Source organism: Amycolatopsis speibonae, from assembly GCF_042647925.1.
Taxonomy (GTDB): domain Bacteria; phylum Actinomycetota; class Actinomycetes; order Mycobacteriales; family Pseudonocardiaceae; genus Amycolatopsis; species Amycolatopsis speibonae.
The window spans coordinates 21,282-39,899 of record NZ_JBHRWK010000064.1 but is presented as its reverse complement, the minus strand read 5'-3'; the positions used below and the strand labels follow the sequence as shown (position 1 = coordinate 39,899).

The following is an 18,618-nucleotide window of genomic DNA, read 5'->3' as shown; positions in this document are numbered from 1 at the left end:
CTGGTTTTTGTTCCGTCGCAAGAACAATCATCCCAAGCCAGAGGGCATTTGCGTACCCAGACACACCCCAAACACCACATCAACACCGGTGGATCCAAGCTGAGTGACACGACCTTGATCAACGGAAGATCCGGAACCGGTGCCACCCTCGTACAGACCGGCAAATACCAGCCCGCCACAACCATCCCCAACCACTCAAACCTTCGGTAGCAACCGCGTCATCGCCTCATGAGCAGCCAAAACCAGCCCGGCACGGTCCACCCCACTGCGATGCCGTACACCAGCGTCATTACCTCCAGCGACCCACACCGGCCCATCCGCCAGATGTCGAAGCCCTTCGCGAGCCACGTCAGCGGGCTCGGCCACCAGCAGACCGGGAAGGTCGAAGTTCAGCCCGGCTCGTTCCATCGAAGGCGTACGAGTCACACCGAGCACGAGTTCCAGAACGTCGACACCGTATTCGCGCAGTTCCAGCCACAGCCCCTCGGCGAAGACCCGCCCGAACGCCTTCACGCCGCCGTACACGCTCTGCCGGGCCGCCCCCAAGTAGCCCGCCATCGAGCCGACCAGCAGGATGCCGCCGCACCGTCGTTCCTTCATCCGCGCGCCGAAGTGGTGGGCCAGCGCCAGCGGCACCGTGACATTGAGATCGATGACGCCCTGAAACCCTGCCAGGTCGCCGTCGAGGAACTCGTGTCCGTGGCTGTTCGCTCCGGCGTTGTGGACGAGGAGGCCGACGTCCACATCGGACACCGCCGCGATGATCTCCCCGGCTGCCCCGGACGCCAGCAGGTCCAGCGCGAGCGTGCGCACCTCCACGCCGAGGGCACGCGCCTTGGCCGCGGTCTCTTGGAGCGGCCCGGGCTTGCGGGCGATCAGCATCAGGTTGACGCCGGCTTCGGCCAGCTGCAGGGCGAACGCCGCCCCCACGCCCTCCGAGCCGCCGGTGATGACCGCCCAAGGTCCGTACTTCTCGGTATCGACCATCAGTGCGGACCTCCAGGAGCGGCGGAAGGATCGTGAACGGGCAGCTCGCCGCACAGCACGGCGTCCGTGATGGCTTGGCGGAGGGCCCCGCAGCCGGCAAAGAAGGCGCCCGGACACGCCGCCTGCCGTTCAAGGCAGGACGCCCACGCCGATCCCGTCCACTGGATGCTGGTCTGCTCCCAGCTCGACTTGCGCACCTCGACCCGCGCACCGCAGCTACCGCAGCCGACCTCCCGCAACGGGGTGTCGGCGAGCCGTTCGTCGGAGCGCGTCGTCATCGCGCCGGGCTGTCAGCGCGTGCGGCCAGATTGGCCGCGACTTCGGCTCGCCAGGCCTCGTTGGGCCGGGCGGTGTCGATCTCGAACTCGAACCGGTCGGTCATGTCCGGCGTCACCTCCGCGACGTCGACGTAGAACTGCTCGTACCACCGGCGCAACTGGTAGACCGGACCGTCCTCTTCGCACAGCAGCGGGTTGTCGATCCGTGTCTTGTTCTTCCAGATGGCGACGTCCTGCTCGAACCCGATCTTGATGAAGTCGCCCATCTTGGCGGCCATCGCGGCCGGATCCGCCAGATGCGCGGCCTTCTCGACGATGATCCCGTACTGCAGCACGAACGAGTCGGCGCTGATCGGGTAGTGGCAGTTGATCAGCACACTGCGCACGTCACCGTCGGAGTAGTGGTAGGTCAGATCGTCGATCATGAACGAGGGACCGTGATAGGCGGCGACGCTGGTGTTGCCGAGGAGCTGGGTGCCACCGCTCTGGCTCGATCGAGGCCGCGCGTCCTCCCGGCCGATCCCTTGCTGGAACTGCCATCCGACGTGGCCTTCGAAGACGTTCTTGAACTGGGTGGGAAAGGAGAAGTGGACGTAGAAGAAGTGGGCCATGTCCACCAGGTTGTCCACGATCTCGCGGCAGTTGGCGCCCTCGATGACGGTGGTGTACCAGTGCCACTCGGTCCAGTCGTCCCGCTCGGCGCCTTCGATACGCGGGATCGTGACCTCGGTAGGGGCCGGTTTGCCTTCGGGGTCGTTCCAGACGAAGAGAAGTCCGTCCTGGACGAGGGTGGGCCACGCCGCTGTCCGGGCCCGCAGCGGCACCCGCCGCGCGTAGGGGATCTTCTTGCACCGGCCGTCGCCTCCCCAGCGCCAGTCGTGGAACGGGCACGCGATCTCGTCGCCTTTCACCGTGCCCATCGACAGGTCGCCGCCCATGTGACGGCAGTAGCCGTCGAGCACGTTGACCCTGCCGTCCGCGCCGGCGAAGACGACGAGCTTCTGGCCGAAGGCGAGCACCTGGTGCGGCTCGCCGTCCGTGAAGTCGTTGGCGAGGCCCAGGCAATGCCAGCCGCGGGCGAAGCGGGTCGGGGTGTCGTCGGCTTCGATGCGGCGGATTTCGTCCGGTGCGGTCATGGCCCGAGTTTCGGACTTCGCCGGGATTCGGGAGCCTGAAGTCCCGCTGATCGGAAGTCGGCCGCCGTGACCGGCCGGTGCGCGGCGCATCCTCGGCCGATGAACGTTGAGGTGCTCGAACTGCTGCCCGAGATCGCCGCCCGCGCCGGGCGGACCGACGAACGGCGCGAAGTACCGGCCGAGACCATCGGAGAGCTGACCGACGCCGGGGTTTTCCGCATGCTCCAACCGAAACGCTACGGCGGCCACGAATCAGCCCCGCGCCGGTTCTACGAGGTGATCCGCGAGATCGCGGGAGCCTGCGGGTCGACAGGCTGGGTCGCCTCGGTCCTCGGGGTGCACCCGTGGCAACTCGCGTTGTTCCCCGAACAGGCGCAGGACGACGTCTGGGGAGCAGATCCCGACACACTGCTGTGCTCCTCCTACAGCCCGATCGGACGCCTGACCCCGGTCGACGGCGGCTGGTCGTTGTCGGGCCGGTGGAGTTTCTCGTCCGGATGCGCGCACGCGGGCTGGGCGTTGCTCGGCGCGATCGCCGATGAGGGCGACTTCCTCACCGTGCTCGTTCCGGCGGAGGACTTCACCGTGGTCGACGTGTGGGACACCGTTGGCCTACGCGGGACCGGCAGCAACGATCTCGTGGTCGAGGACGCTTTCGTGCCGCGGCACCGGGTTCTGCGCAACCGCGAGCACGCTCTGCTGCGCGGGCCGGGGCAGGAGGTGAACGACGGTCCTCTCTACCGGCTGCCGTTCGGCGCCGTCTTCACCTCGGCGATCACCACCCCCGTGATCGGTGCGGTGCGAGGTTGTTTCGCCGCCTACACCGAGGAGATGCGGCATCGGGTGCGGACCAGCCTGGGCGGCGGGCGGTTCGCGGAGGACCACTACGCGCAGGTCTCCGTCGCTCGCGTGGCGTCCGAAGTGGACGCCGCGATCCTGCAGATGGACCGCAACCTCGACGAGCTGTACGCGACGGCGTCCGCCGGGCTTGAACTGCCGAAGGAGCTACGCCTGCGAGCCCGGCGTGACCAGGTGCTCGGAACCGAGCGCGCGCTGACGGCGATCGACATCCTGTTCCGGACCGCGGGAGGGAATTCCCTGCGCCGGGGCACTCCGATCGAGCGGGCCTGGCGCGACGCGCACGCGGGCTCGGTGCACGTCGCCAACGACGTCGAACGCGCGCTCGCCATGTACGGCAAGGGAGTCTTCGGAATCCCTGTCGAGGACAACCTCGTCTGACCAGCCCGGTGAGTGGGACGGCTCACATCGGCGCCGGAAAGGCCGACTTACGCTCCCCGGCCACTGGTCCCTCCCCAGCCCGAAGGAGCAAGGATGGCGCTGAACACCACCTCCGAGGATGTTCCGGTCCCGAAGCTACGGCTGTTCTTCATGATCGTGCCGATCATCCTGCTCACGGAGGTCGCCACGTTCGAGATCCTGATGGTCTTCCCCGCTCTGCCCAAGATGGCCGCCCATTTCCAGACGCTGAACGTCGCGTGGGTGGCCTCGATCGTCACGCTCACCGGAGCGGTCGTCCTGCCGCTGGCGGGGAAGGCGGGCGACCGCTTCGGCAAGAAGCGCGTGCTGACCGTGCTCGCGGCCGTCTTCCTGGCGGGCAGTGTGCTGTGCGCGGTGACGGACTCGTTCGCGCTGATGCTCCTCGGCCGGGCGTTGCAGGGGCCGCTGGTCGGCATCGTTTCGCTGTCCTACAGCCTGGTGCGGGACATCCTGCCGCGCAGCCAGGTCCCGGTGGCGCTGGGCACGGTCGTGACCGGAGTCGGGATGGGCGCGGTCGCCGGGCCGTTCGTGGCGGGCTGGCTGGTCGATTCGTTCGGCTATCAGGGCGTTTTCTGGTTCCTGATCGTCTACATCACCTTGGTGCTGCCGGTTTTCCTGGCGACGGTGCCGGAAAGCCCGGTGCGGGTCCGGTCCCGGATGGACTATTTGGGCGCTCTGCTGCTCGGCGTCAGCCTGACCGCGTTGATGGTGGGCCTCGGCGGAGGCGCAAAACAGGGCTGGACCTCGCCGACGACCCTCGGCCTGGTCGGTGTGGGCCTCGTGGTCCTGTTCGTCTTCGTACTGGTCGAGATGCGCTCGAAGGAGCCGTTGATCGATCTGCGCCTGCTCGTCGGGAGGAAGTTCGGGGCGACGGTCGTCGCCGTCGGGCTGATCTCGTACATGATGAACGCGCACGCCGTGAGCAGCCCGACCATCTTCCAGACCCCGCCCGTTCCCGGAAACGGTTACGGCGTCGGGTTGTCGGCGCTCGAACTCGCCGTGTGGACGTTCCCGCTCGGTGCGGTGGCGATGGTCGCCGGGCCGCTCGGCGGTCACCTGTCGAGGCGGATCGGCGCTCGGAACGTGCTCCTGGCCGCCGGGCTCCTGTTCCTGGTCGTGCAGTTCCTCGGCTCGCGGCTGTTCACCGAGCAGTGGCAGGTCGCCATCACCAGTGTGATCGCCGGTTTCGCGGTCGGTTTCCTGCACTCGTCCAACGCGAACCTGCTGCAGGACGCGTTGCCGCGGCGGGAAAGCGGCGTCGGCAACGGGATCGCCGGGGTGATCGCGCTTGTCGCCGCCGCGGCGGGCACCGCTGTCACGGGATCGGTGATGGCGCAGCACGTCCGTACCGTGCTGCCCGGATCTCATACCGTCATTTACGCGGATTCCGCGTTCACCAGCTCCTACCTGGTGTCCGGCATCATCGGTGTCGTCGGCGTCCTGGTGGTGCTGGTGATGCGGCACGGCCGTCAGCCCGCTCAAGGCGGCCTGGACACCGAGGACGACGCGGTGCGGGACGAAGCGGTCAAGACAGCTTGAACGCAGCCGGGCGGCCGTCGCTTCGCGGGGACGGCCGTCCCGGTCACCGGTAGCATGCGAGCGGGTACGGCCCGCCGCGCGGACACTGGACGACGAATCGACCAAGGGGGACAGGTGCCACGAATCGCGGAGGTCAGGGCGCCGGCCCGGCCGAGCTCTGCGGAGCAGAAGGAGCGCTACCGCCGGATCCTGCAGGCCGCCGGGAGGCTCGGCGCCGAGCACGGGCTCGAGCGGATGCAGATGCACGACGTGGCCAAGGAATCCGGCGTCGCGATCGCGACGCTCTACCGGTATTTCCCCTCCAAGACCCATCTGTTCCTCGGAGTGATGCGCGCGCAGGTGGAGCGGCTGGCCGAGACGTCCAAGCGGCCCGAGAACGGGACCCCCGCCGAGGCCGTCGCCGCGCTCCTGCTCGAAGCCGGGCGAAGGCTGTGCGAACGGCCTCGTCTGGCGCTCGCGATGATGCAGTCCAACAACGCCGCGCACGCCGACACGATGACCGGCTCGACCCGGATCGACGACGTGTTCCAGGACCTGCTGTTGCGTACCGCCGGGATCACCGATCCGACCGACGATCAGCTGCGAATCATGCGGCTGGTCGAGCAGGGCTGGTACGGCGTGCTCATCGGCACGCTCAACGGCCGCTGGTCGCTTTCGGAGGCGGAGGCCGACGTACGTCGGCTGTGCGAGCTGTTGTTGGCGCACGAAGCCCACTGAGCGGGATCATCGCGGTTCCGGATTCCTGACGGCCCCTACCGTCGCTCGCACATTCTGAATCCGGAGGTCTCATGTCCCGCACCATCGTTGTCACCGGAGCCGCCTCGGGGATCGGTCAGGCCACCGCCCGGCTGTTGCGAGACCAGGGCGACCGTGTCCTCGGCGTCGATCTGCGCGGCACCGAGATCGAGGCCGATCTGTCCACCGCGGAAGGCCGGACCGAAGCAGCCGAGTGGATCACCGAGCAGTGCGGAGGAACACTCGACGCGCTGGTGGCCTGCGCCGGTGTCGCGACACCCGGCGAAACCATGGTGCGAGTCAACTTCTTCGGAACCACCGAGCTGGTGACGGCGCTCCAGCCGTTGCTCGCCAAGTCGGACGCCCCGCGGATCGCGGTCACCGGATCGATCTCCGGTACCCAGCCTGTCGATCCCGATCTCGTCGCGGCGCTTCTGTCCGGTGACGAGGACGCGGCTGTCGGGCGCTGCGCTCCGCTGCTCGAGACCGGTAGCGGGCACCGGATCTACCCGTCGACGAAGTCGGCCCTGGCGCAGTGGGCCCGGCGGCTGGCGATCGCGCCCGGTTACGCCGACGCCGGTATCCCGCTGAACGTGGTGGCGCCCGGGGTCGTGCTGACACCGATGAGCGCGCCGCTGTTCGAGGACGCGAGGATGCGCGAGGCGATGGCCACCGCGGTACCGATGCCGCTGAACGGCCATGCCGCGCCCGAGGATCTCGCGGAGGTGTTCGGCTTTCTGATCTCGCCGGCGAACACGCACGTCACCGGCCAGGTCGTCTACGTGGACGGCGGGGCCGAGGTGACGGTGCGCGGGCCGGAGGTCTTCTGATCAGGTGGCCAGGTTGGACACCCCCGTGGTGTCCAGCTCGGCCACCGAGTACGCGGCGTAGCCCTGCCACGGCTTGCGGCCGTCGAAGTGCGGGGTGACTTCGCTTGCCAGCTCTTCGGCGCTGAACGTGCCGGAGGCGGCGGTGAACTTCCGCTCGACGGTGGGAGCGGCCATGAGCGCGACCATTTCGCCGTACACCACGAACACCTGCCCGTTGACCTCCTTCGAGGCGGGCGAGGCGAGCCAGGACACGAAGGTGCCGACCCGTTCGGGCGCGAGGATGTCCAGTTCCCGGGCGCCGTCGGGATCGGCGGCGAACACGTGCGCCGTCATGTCCGTGCGGGCACGGGGGCAGAGGACGTTGGCGGTCACGCCGTACCGGCTCAGGCCTTGCGCGGCCGAGAGTGTGAGCGCCGTGATGCCCGCCTTGGCGGCGGAGTAGTTGGGCTGGCCCGCGGCGCCGAAGAGGAACGCCTCGGACGAGGTGTTGATCAACCGGCCGTAGACCGGTTCACCGGAGGACTTCGCCGCCGCCCGCCAGTGCACGGCGGCAGCACGGGACACCGACGCGTGGCCCTTCAGATGCACCCGGATCACGTCGTCCCACGCCTGTTCGGTGAGGTTGAAGAGCATCATGTCGCGCAGCACACCGGCGTTGTTGACCACGATGTCGAGAGAGCCGAAGGTGTCGACGGCGGCGGCGACCAGAGTGTCGCCCAAGGACCAGTCACCGACGTCGCCCTGTACGGCGACGGCGTCGCGGCCCAGCGCGCGGATCTCCTTGGCGACCGTCTCAGCGGCCTCGCCCATGTCGTTGACCACGACGTTCGCGCCGGCGGCGGCCAGCGCGAGTGCCTCCGCGCGGCCCAATCCTCCGCCTGCTCCGGTGACGATCGCGGTGCGGCCGGACAGGTCAGTATTGCTCATGCTGTGTACTCCTTCGGGTACGGGTGGCCGCACGCTAAGGCGCGAGAAGGCGGAAGCGTCCGGCTCGTCCCGGTCAGCGGGCGTCGACCGGTGAGTGGGATCGGTTCCACGCTCCGTAGCGGTGATCGGTCAGGGTCGGGAGCATGACCACTCGCACCACCGAAGCCGTGATCGTCGACGCCGCCCGGACACCCGTGGGCAAGCGCAACGGCGCTCTTTCCGTTCTGCATCCGGCGGAACTGCTCGGCACCCTCCAACGCGGGCTCCTGTCCAGGTCCGGCCTCGATCCGGCTCGGATCGGCCAGGTCATCGGCGGCTGTGTGACCCAGGCGGGCGAGCAGTCGAACAACGTGACGCGCAACGCCTGGCTGCACGCCGGCCTGCCGTACGCGACGGCGTGCACCACGATCGACTGCGCCTGCGGGTCGGCGCAGCAGGCGGTGCATCTGGTCGCGGGCCTGATCGCCGCCGGAAGCATCGACGCCGGTATCGCCTGCGGCGTGGAGGCGATGAGCCGGGTGCCGCTCGGCGCGGCCCTGGCGGGCGGCGGGTCACCTGTGCCGGACAGCTGGTCGATCGACCTGCCGGACCAGTTCGCGGCCGCCGAGCGGATCGCCGCCCGCCGGGGGATCACGCGGGGGGACGCGGACGCGTTCGGCCTGAGGTCACAGCAGCGCGCCGCGCGAGCATGGGCTGAAGGACGGTTCGACGCGCAGATCGTCCCCGTCGAGGTACCCGAGGGGCACGTAGTGCGGCAGGACGGCGGCCTGCGGGAGACGTCCGAAGAGAAGCTGGCCGCGTTGCGTCCCGTGCTGACCGACGGCGTGCACACCGCGGGCACCTCCTCGCAGATCAGCGACGGAGCGGCCGGGGTGCTGCTGATGAGCCGGGCCGCCGCCGAGGCCGGAGGACTCCGCCCGCGCGCTCGCATCCTCGCTTCCGGCATGGTCGGCGCGGAGCCCTACTACCACCTCGACGGCCCGATCGAGGCGACCCGGCAGGTGCTCGACCGCACCGGGATGAAGCTCGGCGACCTCGATCTGGTGGAGGTCAACGAGGCGTTCGCGTCGATCGTGCTGAGCTGGGCGCGGGTGCACGAGGCCGACCTCGACAAGGTCAACGTCAACGGCGGCGCGATCGCACTCGGGCACGCTGTCGGGGCGACCGGCGCACGGTTGCTCACGCAGGCGTTGCACGAGCTTGAACGCACGGACGGCGGCACGGCGCTCGTCACGATGTGCGCCGGCGGCGCGCAGGCGACCGCGACGATCATCGAGCGGATCTGAAATGAGCCTCGGACTCGACCAAGAACACCTGGACCTGCGCGACACGGTGCGCGGGCTGGTGTCCCGCCACAGCGGCGAAACCGCCGTCCGGCAAGCGATCGACGCCGCGAAGGAGCAGCTTCCCGGCTGCTGGCCGGTGTTCGCCGAGCTCGGCCTTCTCGGACTGCATCTGACGGAGGACCACGGCGGCTCCGGCTACGGCATGCTCGAACTCGCCGTCGTGGTGGAAGAGCTGGCCCGCGGACTGGTACCGGGACCGTGGCTGCCCACCACGCTCGCGTCGGCGGTGCTGGAACGCGCGGGCCACACCGGGTACCTGGCCGGTCTGGCGGACGGCTCGGTCGTCGGCGCGGTGGCCCTCGACGGGGAGCTGACGTCCGACGGGTCGGTGGTGACCGGTGAGACGACGGTGCTGGGAGGTGTCCTGGCCGACGTCCTCGTGGTCCCGGTGACCTGTGAGGGCAAGACCCGCTGGGCCGTCGTGGCCGGGTCCGCTGCCCAGGTCACCGAACCGCCCGGCCACGACCAGACCCGCCGCCTCGCCCGCGTCACCCTGGACCGCGTGCCGGGTGACCTGCTCGACTGCGACGCGCAGCTGCCACTCGATCTGGCGGCGACCCTGTTCGCCGCGGAGGCGGCGGGCATCGCCGACTACGCCACCTGGACGGCCGCGGAGTACGCCCGGACGAGGGTCCAGTTCGGCAGGCCGATCGGCCAGTTCCAGGCCGTGAAGCACCGGGTCGCGCGCATGCTGGCGCAGGCCGAGCACGCGCGGGCGTGCGCCTGGGACGCGGCACGCGCGTGGGATGGGACGACGGAGCCGGACGAACGCTCGCTGGCCGCCGCGATCGCCGCGGCCACCTCGGTCGACGCCGGGTTCAGCACGGTCAAGAACCTGATCAACACGCTCGGTGGGATCGGCTTCACCTGGGAACACCTCGCCGGTTTCTTCCTGCGCCGTGCGCAGACGAACCGGATCGTGCTGGGGCCCGCGCAGCGCTGGCACCGCCGGGTGGGGGCGCTCTCGCGCGCCGGGGTGCGCCGAGGGCTCGGGATCAGTCTCCCTGCCACCGAAACCCGTGAGCGGGTCCGGACCGAACTCGGCCCGGCGAAGGCCCTGGCGGGCCAGGAGCGGATCACCTACCTCGCCGATCGTGGCTACACCGCGGCGCATCTGCCCGAACCCTGGGGCAAGGGAGCCGACGCGATCACCCAGCTGGTGATCGCCGACGAACTCGAAGCGGCAGGGCTGGAGCCGCACGACATGGTGATCGGCGACTGGGTGGTGCCGACCCTGGTCGCACACGGCAGCCAGGAACAGCAGCAGTCCTGGATCCCGCCGTCGCTGTGCGGAGACGTCGTGTGGTGCCAGCTCTTCAGCGAGCCCGGCGCCGGTTCCGATCTGGCCGGGCTGAGCACCCGTGCGGAGAAGGTCGACGGTGGCTGGCGGATCACCGGACAGAAGGTCTGGACTTCGGGCGCCCACGAGGCCGGGCTGGGCATCCTGCTCGCCCGGACCGATCCCGACGCGCCCCGCCACCGCGGTCTTTCCTACTTCGTACTGGACATGCGCAGTCCCGGGATCGAGATCCGGCCGTTGCGGGAGCTGACCGGGGAGGCGTTGTTCAACGAGGTCTTCCTCGACCAGGTCTTCATCCCGGACAGCGGACTGGTCGGGCAGCCGGGCGAGGGCTGGAAGCTCGCCAGGACCACGCTGGCCAACGAGCGTGTCGCCATGACCAAGGGCTCCGCGTTCGGCGACCCGGGTGAGGAACTGATCGCGCTGGCCGGTCCTTCACCGGATCCGGTCCGGGAGGCGACCCTCGGGAAACTGCTGGGCGACGCGCAGTGCGTGGCGCTGCTCGGGCTGCGGACGACGCTGCGCTCGCTCGCCGGTGCCCAGCCCGGCGCCGAGTCCAGTATCGCCAAACTGCTCGCGACCGAGCAGATCCAGACGCTGTGGGAGACCGCGATGGAGTGGCAGGGGGTCGCGTCGCTCACCACCGAGCCGCGGATGCGGGACGCCACCTGGTGGTTCCTCAACAGCCGCTGTCTGTCGATCGCCGGTGGCACGACGGACATCCAGCTGAACATCATCGGAGAGCGGATCCTCGGGCTCCCTCGCGACGAGCACGGGAAGGCGTGACCATGCCGATCGACGTGGAAAAGGCGCTGGCGGCCGAGCCGTCCGTCCGCACGCTCTCCTGGACCCGGCGCGACGTGCTGCTGTACCACCTTTCGGTCGGCGTCCGCCCGGACGATCTGACCTACACCTACGAGCGCGATCTCCAGGTGCTGCCGACCTTCGCGATGGTGGCGGGACAAGGGATTTCCGCCGGGGCGCAACCGCCCGCGTCGCTCGACCTGCCCGGTGTCGACGTCGACCTGCGTCGTGTCCTGCACGCGGGCCAGGCGCTGACGTTGCACGCGCCGCTGCCTCCGAGCGGGTTCGCGCGACTCGCCAGCCGGATCGTGGACATCTTCGACAAGGGCAAGGCGGCTGTCGTCGAGTACGAGTCCACCGCGTCGACCCCGGAAGGGAGTCCACTGTGGACATCGCGGATGCGCATCTGGTTACGGGGTGAAGGTGGCTTTGGGGGACCGGCGGGACCCGCTTCCCCTGCCGGGCCGCCGTCCCGCGTGCCCGATCTGGTCGCCGACACGCGCACCGGCCCGGGGCAAGCGCTGCTCTACCGGCTCAACGGGGATCTGAACCCGATCCACGCGGACCCGGCCTTCGCCAAAGCGGCAGGCCTGGAACGACCGATTCTGCACGGGCTCGCCTCGTACGGGATCCTTGCGGCAACAGTGGTCGACAGGCTGCTCGAAGGCGACTCCACCCGGTTGCGTGGGCTCGCGGTCCGCTTCGCGGGCGTACTGCACCCGGGGGAGACGATGCGGATCGCGGTGTGGCGTGACGGTTCGCGGTTGTCGCTGTCCGCGACCTGCCCGGAACGTGACGACGCGCCGGTCCTCGACCACGCGACCGCGGAGGTGACCTGGTGACCGCCACCCAACCCGAACTGACCGCTTCGCCCGGCAACGGCGGCGTCGACGCCGCTGTCGCCGCCGCCCGCCGGGTGATCGCCGCCCTGCTGCACGCGGGAGACGGCACCCCGGCCGAAATGACCGAGATCGCCGGCAAGCTGAACGAAGTGGCCGACCATCTCGAAGAGCACGCTCCCGCGGTGGCCGACAGACTGGTGGACATGTGGGCGGGCGAGGGAGTGACCCGGCACGACCCGGTGACCGGGCCCGAGAACGCCGTGGCGCCGCCCTTGCACCTGGTCGGCCTCGCCGACGGCGGAATCGAGGGCAGGGTGACGCTCGGGATGCCCTATCAGGGGCCGCCGGGCTGCGTCCACGGTGGGATCTCGGCCCTGCTGCTCGACCACACCCTCGGCGTCGCCAACCACTGGGCTGGGGAATCGGGCATGACCGGGACTCTGACCCTGCGCTACCACCGGACGACTCCGCTGTTCGAAGAGCTGACCGTGACCGGGCGCCAGGAATCGGTGGAGGGGCGGAAGATCCACACGCGCGGCACGATCAGCGCGGGCGGGCAGGTCTGCGTCTCGGCTGAAGGCATCTTCGTGAACAAGCACCTCGCGCGACCTCGCTGAGCCTCGGCCGGGCTGCCTTTCGCGACACCTGACGTCGGCAGACTGCTACTGGATTCTGGGTTCGGATTGATCGCAGGTTCGGTCCGTGAAGGCCTCCTTGCCTACCCTGAAGGTAGCGAACGAGTCCTTCACTACCCTAGCGATCGCCACGTTCGCCCCAGCAGTCACAGCGGCCGCGCATGAAGGCCCCCTTCCCCCGGCTCAGCCGAGGAAACTCGACCTTCACGCCTCGCCGAGGTAGGTGACGGCACCGAGTGGGTCGGGGTTGGTCGTGAGTGGCGATTCGGGTTCTATTGCGGGGTAAGGCAAAGCTGGCGTCGTGTTTGAACACGCGGTGAGCGAGGACGTGACTCGCGTGATCAGACGGTGATCGCCGCCTGATCACGCGAGATCCGTCTCTGATCACGCGTGATCGCTGCCTGATCACGAATGATCGCCCATCTCGCCCGAACACGACACCTTTGACCTTCTTCTCAAGAGAACCCGAATCGCCACTCACGACCAACCCGAGGACAGCGGCCCGGTCTCCCTCGCCCCGCCGACCGGCCTGCTCAGAACTCGACCCGCGCCCGCATGACCTTCCCGGTCGCGTTGCGGGGCAAGGGTTCGGACGTGATCCGCCACTGCGCGGGGACCTTGAAGTACGCGAGCCGTTCGGCGACATACGCCCGCAATTCGTCCTCTGACGGCGCCTCGCCCTCACGGGTCACCACGATGGCCGCGACCTGCTGCCCCAGATCCGGATGCGGGAGACCGGTCACCAGCACCTCGGCGACTCCCGGATGCTCGGCGAGCACGGTCTCGATCTCGGCCGGATAGACGTTCTCGCCGCCGCGGATGATGAGGTCGGAACGCCGTGCGGACAGCCGCAACCGGCCGTTCTCGAAGGTCCCGATGTCGCCGGTGTGCAGCCACCGATCTTCCCGGATGGCGGCGGCGGTCGCTTCCTCGTCCTCCCAATAGCCGAGCATGGTGTACATGCTGCGCACGCAGACCTCGCCCTCGACGCCGTCCGGCACGGGAGAGCCGTGCGCATCCCGAATCTCCAGCTGGACACCGATGATCGGCCTGCCGAGGGTGCCGGGGTCCGCCTCCAGATCGAGCGGGCTCGCCGCCGAGACGGCCGTGCACGACTCTGTCAGGCCGTAGCTGTCCACCAGCGCCGAGGCGAACGGGAGCCGGTCCCGGAGCCGCGCCTTGAACTGCGGTGACGACGGCGCGGACGCGAGCGAGAAGCTGGTGAGCGATGAGGTGTCGTAGGAGTCGAGACCGTCATGGTCGAGGAGCCGCCGGGCCATGGTCGGGACAGCGCCCCAGTGGGTCACGCGTTCCCGCTCGACCAGGCTCATCACCCCGTCGACGTCGAAGGCGCCTTGATGCATGACCACCTTGCTGCCGGTGGCCAGCCGGGGGACGGCCAGGTTGTGCAGGCTGGCGATGTGGAACAGCGGCAGTGTCAGGAGATACGCCCGATCACGAGGGTCCGAGGGGTCGCCGCACGCGGCCATGAGCGCGTCGTTGAACCGGTGGTACTGCACCACGGCCAGCAGGTTGCGGTGAGAATGCGTGGCGCCCTTGGGCCTGCCCGACGTGCCCGAGGTGTACAGGATGACCGCCGGCGCGTCCTCCTCCACCTCGCCGGCGGGCAAGGGACTGTCCGGATGGGACGTCGCGAGCCGGGGGATGTCGGTTTCGATCGAGAGGACCGGGGTCTTCGGCGGCATCAGCGCCGCGCGTTTGGCATCGGCGACCACCAGGACGGGTGACGCGTGCCCCAGGCCGTATTCCAGTTCGCGAGCGGACCACCAGGCGTTGAAGCCCACCGATACCGCTCCGATCGCGACCGTCGCCCAGAACGCGACGACCCACTCCGGGCTGTTCGGGGCGGCGATCGCGACCCGGTCCCCGGCTCGCACCCCGTACTGCTCTCGCAGTGCTTTGGCGAGTGAGGCGACCTGCGACGCGTGCTCGCCGTAGGTCATCCGCCGGTCCGCCGTGACGAGGTAGTCCCGTCCCTTGTGGACGAGGCTGTCCGCGAGCAGTTCGTGCAGGGCGTGAGCGCGGGTGCCGAAGACGGGCAGGGGCTTGCCCAGCACCGTCTCCTCCACGAGCTCGAAGGGGCCACCGGGGCCTGTGAGGGTTTCCACCGCGGCGCGCGGGTCGAGCTCAGTCTGCATCCGCTCCTCCTCGACGACGTTGCCGATGGCGAACAGTGTCATTCTGCACCGGGGGCTTGTGCGCCGATTCCGGTCAGCGGGATCGGCGCGGCCCGATCCCCGCAGGGCACGCGAAAGTCTTCGCCATGTCCGAAACCGACGAGTACCGGCCGTTGACCGGCAAGGTCGCGATAGTCACCGGCGCCGGCCAGGGAGTCGGCCTCGGGATCGCACTCGCGCTCGCCTCGGACGGGGCCACCGTCGCCGCTCTGGGACGGACCCCGGCCCGCCTGGCGGACGCCTGCGCGGAGATCCGCGCCCGGGGTGCGGTCGCGAGCCCGTTCACCTGCGACGTGGCGGACACGGCCGCGATCCCCGGTGTCGTGGAGGACGTCGTGGCCGAGTTCGGCGGGGTCGACATCCTGGTCAACAACGCCTACTCCGGCGTGTACGGACCCCTGCTGTCCTTGTCTGAAAAGGACTTCCGGCTGGGTTTCGAAACCGCGCCGTTCGCCGCGTTCGCCTTCATGAAAGCGGTGCACCCGCATTTCAAGGCGCGGGGCGGCGGCGACATCGTCAACCTCGTGACGTCGGCGATGGTGCGCTGGGACCCCACGACGTACGCCGGGTACGCGGCGGCGAAACAAGCGCTGCGGTCACTCACCCGGACGGCGGCGGTCGAATGGGCGCCCGACGGGATCCGGGCGAACTCCATCGCGCCACACGCGCTCTCCCCAGGACTCGAACGGTGGACGAAACAGCACCCGGAAGAGGCCGAGGCGTTCGTCGCGACCATCCCGATGCGCCGGATCGGCGACCCGGAACGGGACATCGGCCGCGCGGTCGCGGCGCTGGTCGGGCCGGATCTGCGCTACCTGACCGGCGCGACGCTCCCGCTCGACGGCGGACAGGCGTTCTTCGGATGACCCGGAACGCGAAACAGGAACAAGAAAGGCCGGAAATGACTCCGCCCGAGGTATTCGCCCCCGCCCGGCTCGGTCCCGTGGAGCTGCGCAACCGCGTGCTCAAGGCCGCGACGTACGAAGGGCTGAGCCATCGCGGGCTGGTGACCCGCGATCTCGTGGACTTCCACGCCCGGGTGGCCGCGGGCGGCGCGGCCATGACGACGATCGGCGCGAGCATCGTGTCCGACGGCGGATGCACGTCACCGCACCAGATCGTGTGGCGGCCGAAAGCGGTGCCCGGGCTGAGCAAGCTGGCCGAAGAAGTGCACGCGGAGGGGGCCGCGATCGCGGCCCAGCTCGTGCACGGCGGCCCGGTGGCGAGCCCGAAGCTCAACAAGCGGCCCGCCCTGGCACCCAGCCGTCATTTCCACGCGACATCCATGAGCTGGGCTCGCGAGGCGACGGTCGAGGAGCTGGCCGCCGTGGTCCGTGACTTCGGCGAGGCGGCCAAGCTCGTGGTCGAGGCCGGATTCGACGCGATCGAGGTCCACCTCGGGCACAACTACCTCGCGAGTTCGTTCCTCAGCCCCAAGGTGAACCACCGCACCGATTCCTACGGCGGCAGTCTCGAAAACCGGGCACGGCTGGCCAGGGAGATCTGCCGGTCGGTGCGCGACGCCGTCGGGAACCAGGTCGCGATCATCGCCAAGCTCAACATGGACGACGGCGTTCCCGGTGGCTTCTGGCTCGACGAAGCGATCCCTGTCGCGCAGTGGCTCGAAGCCGACGGCGGCATCGACGCCCTCGAAATGACCGCCGGGAGTTCCTTGCTGAACCCGATGTACCTGTTCAAGGGCGACGTGCCGATGCAGGAGTTCGCGGCCGTGATGCCACAGCCGGTCAAGCTCGGTGTGCAGCTGTTCGGGAAGACGAAACTGAAGAGTTACCCGTACCGCGACGGTTATCTGCTGGAGGACGCGCGGCAGATCCGGGCGGCGGTCGACCTGCCGATGGTGCTGCTGGGCGGGATCACCGACCGGCCGATGATGGACCGGGCCATGGCCGAAGGCTTCGAGTTCGTCGCGATGGCCCGCGCGCTCCTGCGCGAGCCCGACCTGCCCAACCGGATCATGAAGGACTCGGCCACCCCTTCGTTGTGCATCCACTGCAACAAGTGCATGCCGACCAACTTCGTCGGCACCCGATGCGTCCTGGTCGAGCGGACGGCGCCGCGCAGTGCCGAGTGGGGTACCCCTGCCGGGTATGCCTCGTGACGATCGCCGATCTTCTGCTTGCCCGCGCCGGAGACTCCCGGCCCGGACTGCGCACCCGTGATCGCGAGTGGACCTGGGACGAGGTCGTGCGGGCGAGCGCGGCCCGTGCCGCCCTCGCCCGGCGGCTGCGCCGGGACGGTTCGTTCCACATCGCCGTCCTGCTGGAGAACGTTCCCGAGTTCGTGTTCTGGCTCGGTGCGGCGGCGCTGGCCGGGGCGACCGTGATCGGCGTCAATCCGACCCGGCAGGGCGGCTATCTCGAGCAGGAGGTCCGGCACACCGAGCCGCAGTTCGTGATCACCGACGAGACGGGGCTCTCGCATCTAGAAGGCCTCGACTTGGGGGTACCACGGGACAGGTACCTGCTGGTCGACGAGGTGGATTACGTCGAGACGGTGGCGCGGTACGCGGTCGAACCCGCCCGCGACCCGGAGATCGACTCCGGCACCCCGCTGCTGTTGCTGTTCACGTCCGGCACCACCGGGGTTTCCAAGGCCGCCCGGTGCAGCCAGGGGAGACTGGCCGGATTGGGCCACCAGAACGCGGCGAAGTACCGCGTCGGCCGCGACGACGTGTGCTACTGCTGTATGCCGCTGTTCCACGGCAACGCGGTGATGGGGCTGTGGGCGCCGGCGCTCGTCGCGGGGGCCTGTGTCGCGCTGACGCCGAAGTTCTCCGCGTCCGGGTTCCTGCCCGACGTCCGTGCCCTCGGCGCGACCTACTTCACCTACGTCGGCAAGGCGGTGAGCTACGTGCTCGCCACGGCGGAGCGGCCTGACGACCGGGCGAACCCACTCACCCACGGCTTCGGCACCGAGGCGTCGCCTGAGGATCGTGAGTTGTTCGAAGCACGCTTCGGCGCGGAACTCCTGGAGGCGTACGGATCGAGTGAAGGGGCGGGCATGGTCACCCTCACCCCGTCCGGCCCGCCGTCCGCGCTCGGCCGCCCCGCGCACGACGGGGTCCAGGTGGTCGACCCGGAGACCCGGAAGACCTGCCCTCGCGCCGAACTCGACGAACACGGCCGGGTGCGCAACGCCGAGGAAGCCATCGGCGAACTGGTGGACACCCGCGGCGCGGCGAAATTCGAGGGGTACTGGAACAACCCCGCCGCCGACGCGGAACGAGTCCGGCACGGCTGGTACTGGACGGGCGACCTCGGTTACGTCGATCAGGACGGCTACCTCTACTTCGCCGGACGATCCGGCGACTGGATCAGAGTGGACGGCGAGAACACCTCCGCGATCCACGTCGAGCGGGTCCTGCGCAGGCACCGGTCGATTCTCGCGGCCGCGGTATTCGGGGTGCCGGATCCGCGCTCCGGTGATCAGGTCATGGCCGCGATCGAGGTGCCCGAGGGCGTCACGTTCGCCGAGTTGGAGCTTCCCGTTTTCTTGGCCGCGCAGACCGATCTCGGTACGAAAGGGGCGCCCCGGTTCGTGCGGATCTCCCACGGCCTGCCGTCCACCGGCTCGGGGAAGCTCCAGCGCAAGGCGTTGCGGCTCGCGGGCTGGCGGTGCGCCGAACCGGTGTACCGACGGCTCGGCCGCGACGACGGCTACACCCTGCTGGACCCGGCCGGACGCGAGGCGCTTCGACGGGAGTTCGAGTCCGCCGGACGGCTGCGTTTTCTCGGCCACCAGACCGAACGTATGTGAGGAGCA

Annotated in this window: 16 protein-coding genes; 11 read left to right on the top strand and 5 right to left on the bottom strand. The window is 69.4% G+C overall.

Translation table 11 applies throughout. The annotated features are described in order from the left end of the window. Positions 1 to 195 precede the first annotated feature (195 nt). The 3 genes from ACFOSH_RS33755 to ACFOSH_RS33745 are packed head-to-tail and all read right to left on the bottom strand — an operon-like array spanning position 196 to position 2,401. A complete protein-coding gene (locus ACFOSH_RS33755; protein ID WP_378243926.1) occupies positions 196 to 987 on the bottom strand; it encodes an SDR family NAD(P)-dependent oxidoreductase in 792 nt (263 codons plus the stop codon). Beyond that, complete coding sequence (locus tag ACFOSH_RS33750) at positions 987 to 1,265, bottom strand: ferredoxin (RefSeq protein WP_378243924.1); 279 nt, start codon at positions 1,263 to 1,265, stop codon at positions 987 to 989. Before ACFOSH_RS33750 ends, ACFOSH_RS33755 begins: the two co-directional genes overlap by 1 nt. Continuing rightward, the gene (locus ACFOSH_RS33745; protein ID WP_378243922.1) at positions 1,262 to 2,401 is read right to left on the bottom strand and encodes a Rieske 2Fe-2S domain-containing protein; all 1,140 of its coding nucleotides are present in this window, start codon (positions 2,399 to 2,401) and stop codon (positions 1,262 to 1,264) included. The genes ACFOSH_RS33750 and ACFOSH_RS33745 overlap by 4 nt, the downstream gene beginning before the upstream one ends. A 99-nt stretch (positions 2,402 to 2,500) precedes the next feature. Here ACFOSH_RS33745 and hsaA point away from each other — a divergent pair, with 99 nt between their 5' ends. The 4 genes from hsaA (at position 2,501) to ACFOSH_RS33725 (ending at position 6,783) form a co-directional block, all read left to right on the top strand. After that, positions 2,501 to 3,640 carry a 3-hydroxy-9,10-secoandrosta-1,3,5(10)-triene-9,17-dione monooxygenase oxygenase subunit gene (hsaA, locus tag ACFOSH_RS33740; RefSeq protein ID WP_378243920.1) on the top strand — a complete coding sequence of 380 codons (1,140 nt, stop codon included), beginning with the start codon at positions 2,501 to 2,503 and terminating at the stop codon, positions 3,638 to 3,640. Between the two features lie 93 nt (positions 3,641 to 3,733). Further along, on the top strand, positions 3,734 to 5,218 hold the full coding sequence (locus ACFOSH_RS33735; protein ID WP_378243918.1) for an MFS transporter: 1,485 nt from the start codon (positions 3,734 to 3,736) through the stop codon (positions 5,216 to 5,218). 114 nt (positions 5,219 to 5,332) lie between these two features. Beyond that, entirely contained in the window at positions 5,333 to 5,935 is a 603-nt protein-coding gene (locus tag ACFOSH_RS33730) for a TetR family transcriptional regulator (protein ID WP_378243916.1), read from the top strand. Positions 5,936 to 6,006: 71 nt separating this feature from the next. Continuing rightward, positions 6,007 to 6,783: an SDR family oxidoreductase gene (locus tag ACFOSH_RS33725; RefSeq protein WP_378243914.1), complete on the top strand. Its 777-nt coding sequence runs from the start codon at positions 6,007 to 6,009 to the stop codon at positions 6,781 to 6,783. Here ACFOSH_RS33725 and ACFOSH_RS33720 read toward each other — a convergent pair whose 3' ends face one another. After that, complete coding sequence (locus tag ACFOSH_RS33720; RefSeq protein WP_378243912.1) at positions 6,784 to 7,710, bottom strand: 3-oxoacyl-ACP reductase; 927 nt, start codon at positions 7,708 to 7,710, stop codon at positions 6,784 to 6,786. 143 nt (positions 7,711 to 7,853) lie between these two features. On the opposite strand from ACFOSH_RS33720, the gene ACFOSH_RS33715 reads away from it, so the two are divergent. The 4 genes from ACFOSH_RS33715 to ACFOSH_RS33700 are packed head-to-tail and all read left to right on the top strand — an operon-like array spanning position 7,854 to position 12,619. Further along, the gene (locus ACFOSH_RS33715; RefSeq protein WP_378243910.1) at positions 7,854 to 8,996 is read left to right on the top strand and encodes a steroid 3-ketoacyl-CoA thiolase; all 1,143 of its coding nucleotides are present in this window, start codon (positions 7,854 to 7,856) and stop codon (positions 8,994 to 8,996) included. Between the two features lies 1 nt (position 8,997). Beyond that, a complete protein-coding gene (locus tag ACFOSH_RS33710) occupies positions 8,998 to 11,142 on the top strand; it encodes an acyl-CoA dehydrogenase (RefSeq protein ID WP_378243908.1) in 2,145 nt (714 codons plus the stop codon). Positions 11,143 to 11,144: 2 nt separating this feature from the next. Further along, entirely contained in the window at positions 11,145 to 12,002 is an 858-nt protein-coding gene (locus tag ACFOSH_RS33705) for a MaoC/PaaZ C-terminal domain-containing protein (protein WP_378243906.1), read from the top strand. Next, positions 11,999 to 12,619: a PaaI family thioesterase gene (locus ACFOSH_RS33700; RefSeq protein ID WP_378243904.1), complete on the top strand. Its 621-nt coding sequence runs from the start codon at positions 11,999 to 12,001 to the stop codon at positions 12,617 to 12,619. Before ACFOSH_RS33705 ends, ACFOSH_RS33700 begins: the two co-directional genes overlap by 4 nt. A 551-nt stretch (positions 12,620 to 13,170) precedes the next feature. Here the strand turns inward: ACFOSH_RS33700 and ACFOSH_RS33695 are convergent. Continuing rightward, positions 13,171 to 14,838: a class I adenylate-forming enzyme family protein gene (locus ACFOSH_RS33695; RefSeq protein WP_378243902.1), complete on the bottom strand. Its 1,668-nt coding sequence runs from the start codon at positions 14,836 to 14,838 to the stop codon at positions 13,171 to 13,173. 83 nt (positions 14,839 to 14,921) lie between these two features. Between ACFOSH_RS33695 and ACFOSH_RS33690 the strand changes: the two genes are divergently transcribed. From ACFOSH_RS33690 to ACFOSH_RS33680, 3 genes are read left to right on the top strand one after another with little or no spacing between them, the layout of a single operon-like run. Beyond that, entirely contained in the window at positions 14,922 to 15,701 is a 780-nt protein-coding gene (locus ACFOSH_RS33690; RefSeq protein WP_378243900.1) for an SDR family NAD(P)-dependent oxidoreductase, read from the top strand. A gap of 35 nt (positions 15,702 to 15,736) precedes the next feature. Continuing rightward, positions 15,737 to 16,954: an NADH:flavin oxidoreductase gene (locus ACFOSH_RS33685; RefSeq protein ID WP_378243898.1), complete on the top strand. Its 1,218-nt coding sequence runs from the start codon at positions 15,737 to 15,739 to the stop codon at positions 16,952 to 16,954. Next, positions 16,951 to 18,612 carry an AMP-binding protein gene (locus tag ACFOSH_RS33680; protein ID WP_378243896.1) on the top strand — a complete coding sequence of 554 codons (1,662 nt, stop codon included), beginning with the start codon at positions 16,951 to 16,953 and terminating at the stop codon, positions 18,610 to 18,612. Before ACFOSH_RS33685 ends, ACFOSH_RS33680 begins: the two co-directional genes overlap by 4 nt. The last annotated feature ends 6 nt before the right edge of the window (positions 18,613 to 18,618 follow it).

What these genes read in the sequence shown, in the direction of transcription:
- ACFOSH_RS33710 (WP_378243908.1), top strand. Translation starts at nt 8,998, where the DNA reads ATGAGCCTCGGACTCGACCAAGAACACCTGGACCTGCGCGACACGGTG.
- ACFOSH_RS33725 (WP_378243914.1), top strand. Translation starts at nt 6,007, where the DNA reads ATGTCCCGCACCATCGTTGTCACCGGAGCCGCCTCGGGGATCGGTCAG.
- ACFOSH_RS33755 (WP_378243926.1), bottom strand. Translation starts at nt 987, where the DNA reads ATGGTCGATACCGAGAAGTACGGACCTTGGGCGGTCATCACCGGCGGC.
- ACFOSH_RS33705 (WP_378243906.1), top strand. Translation starts at nt 11,145, where the DNA reads ATGCCGATCGACGTGGAAAAGGCGCTGGCGGCCGAGCCGTCCGTCCGC.
- ACFOSH_RS33750 (WP_378243924.1), bottom strand. Translation starts at nt 1,265, where the DNA reads ATGACGACGCGCTCCGACGAACGGCTCGCCGACACCCCGTTGCGGGAG.
- hsaA (WP_378243920.1), top strand. Translation starts at nt 2,501, where the DNA reads ATGAACGTTGAGGTGCTCGAACTGCTGCCCGAGATCGCCGCCCGCGCC.
- ACFOSH_RS33695 (WP_378243902.1), bottom strand. Translation starts at nt 14,838, where the DNA reads ATGACACTGTTCGCCATCGGCAACGTCGTCGAGGAGGAGCGGATGCAG.
- ACFOSH_RS33715 (WP_378243910.1), top strand. Translation starts at nt 7,854, where the DNA reads ATGACCACTCGCACCACCGAAGCCGTGATCGTCGACGCCGCCCGGACA.
- ACFOSH_RS33745 (WP_378243922.1), bottom strand. Translation starts at nt 2,401, where the DNA reads ATGACCGCACCGGACGAAATCCGCCGCATCGAAGCCGACGACACCCCG.
- ACFOSH_RS33690 (WP_378243900.1), top strand. Translation starts at nt 14,922, where the DNA reads ATGTCCGAAACCGACGAGTACCGGCCGTTGACCGGCAAGGTCGCGATA.
- ACFOSH_RS33735 (WP_378243918.1), top strand. Translation starts at nt 3,734, where the DNA reads ATGGCGCTGAACACCACCTCCGAGGATGTTCCGGTCCCGAAGCTACGG.
- ACFOSH_RS33685 (WP_378243898.1), top strand. Translation starts at nt 15,737, where the DNA reads ATGACTCCGCCCGAGGTATTCGCCCCCGCCCGGCTCGGTCCCGTGGAG.
- ACFOSH_RS33720 (WP_378243912.1), bottom strand. Translation starts at nt 7,710, where the DNA reads ATGAGCAATACTGACCTGTCCGGCCGCACCGCGATCGTCACCGGAGCA.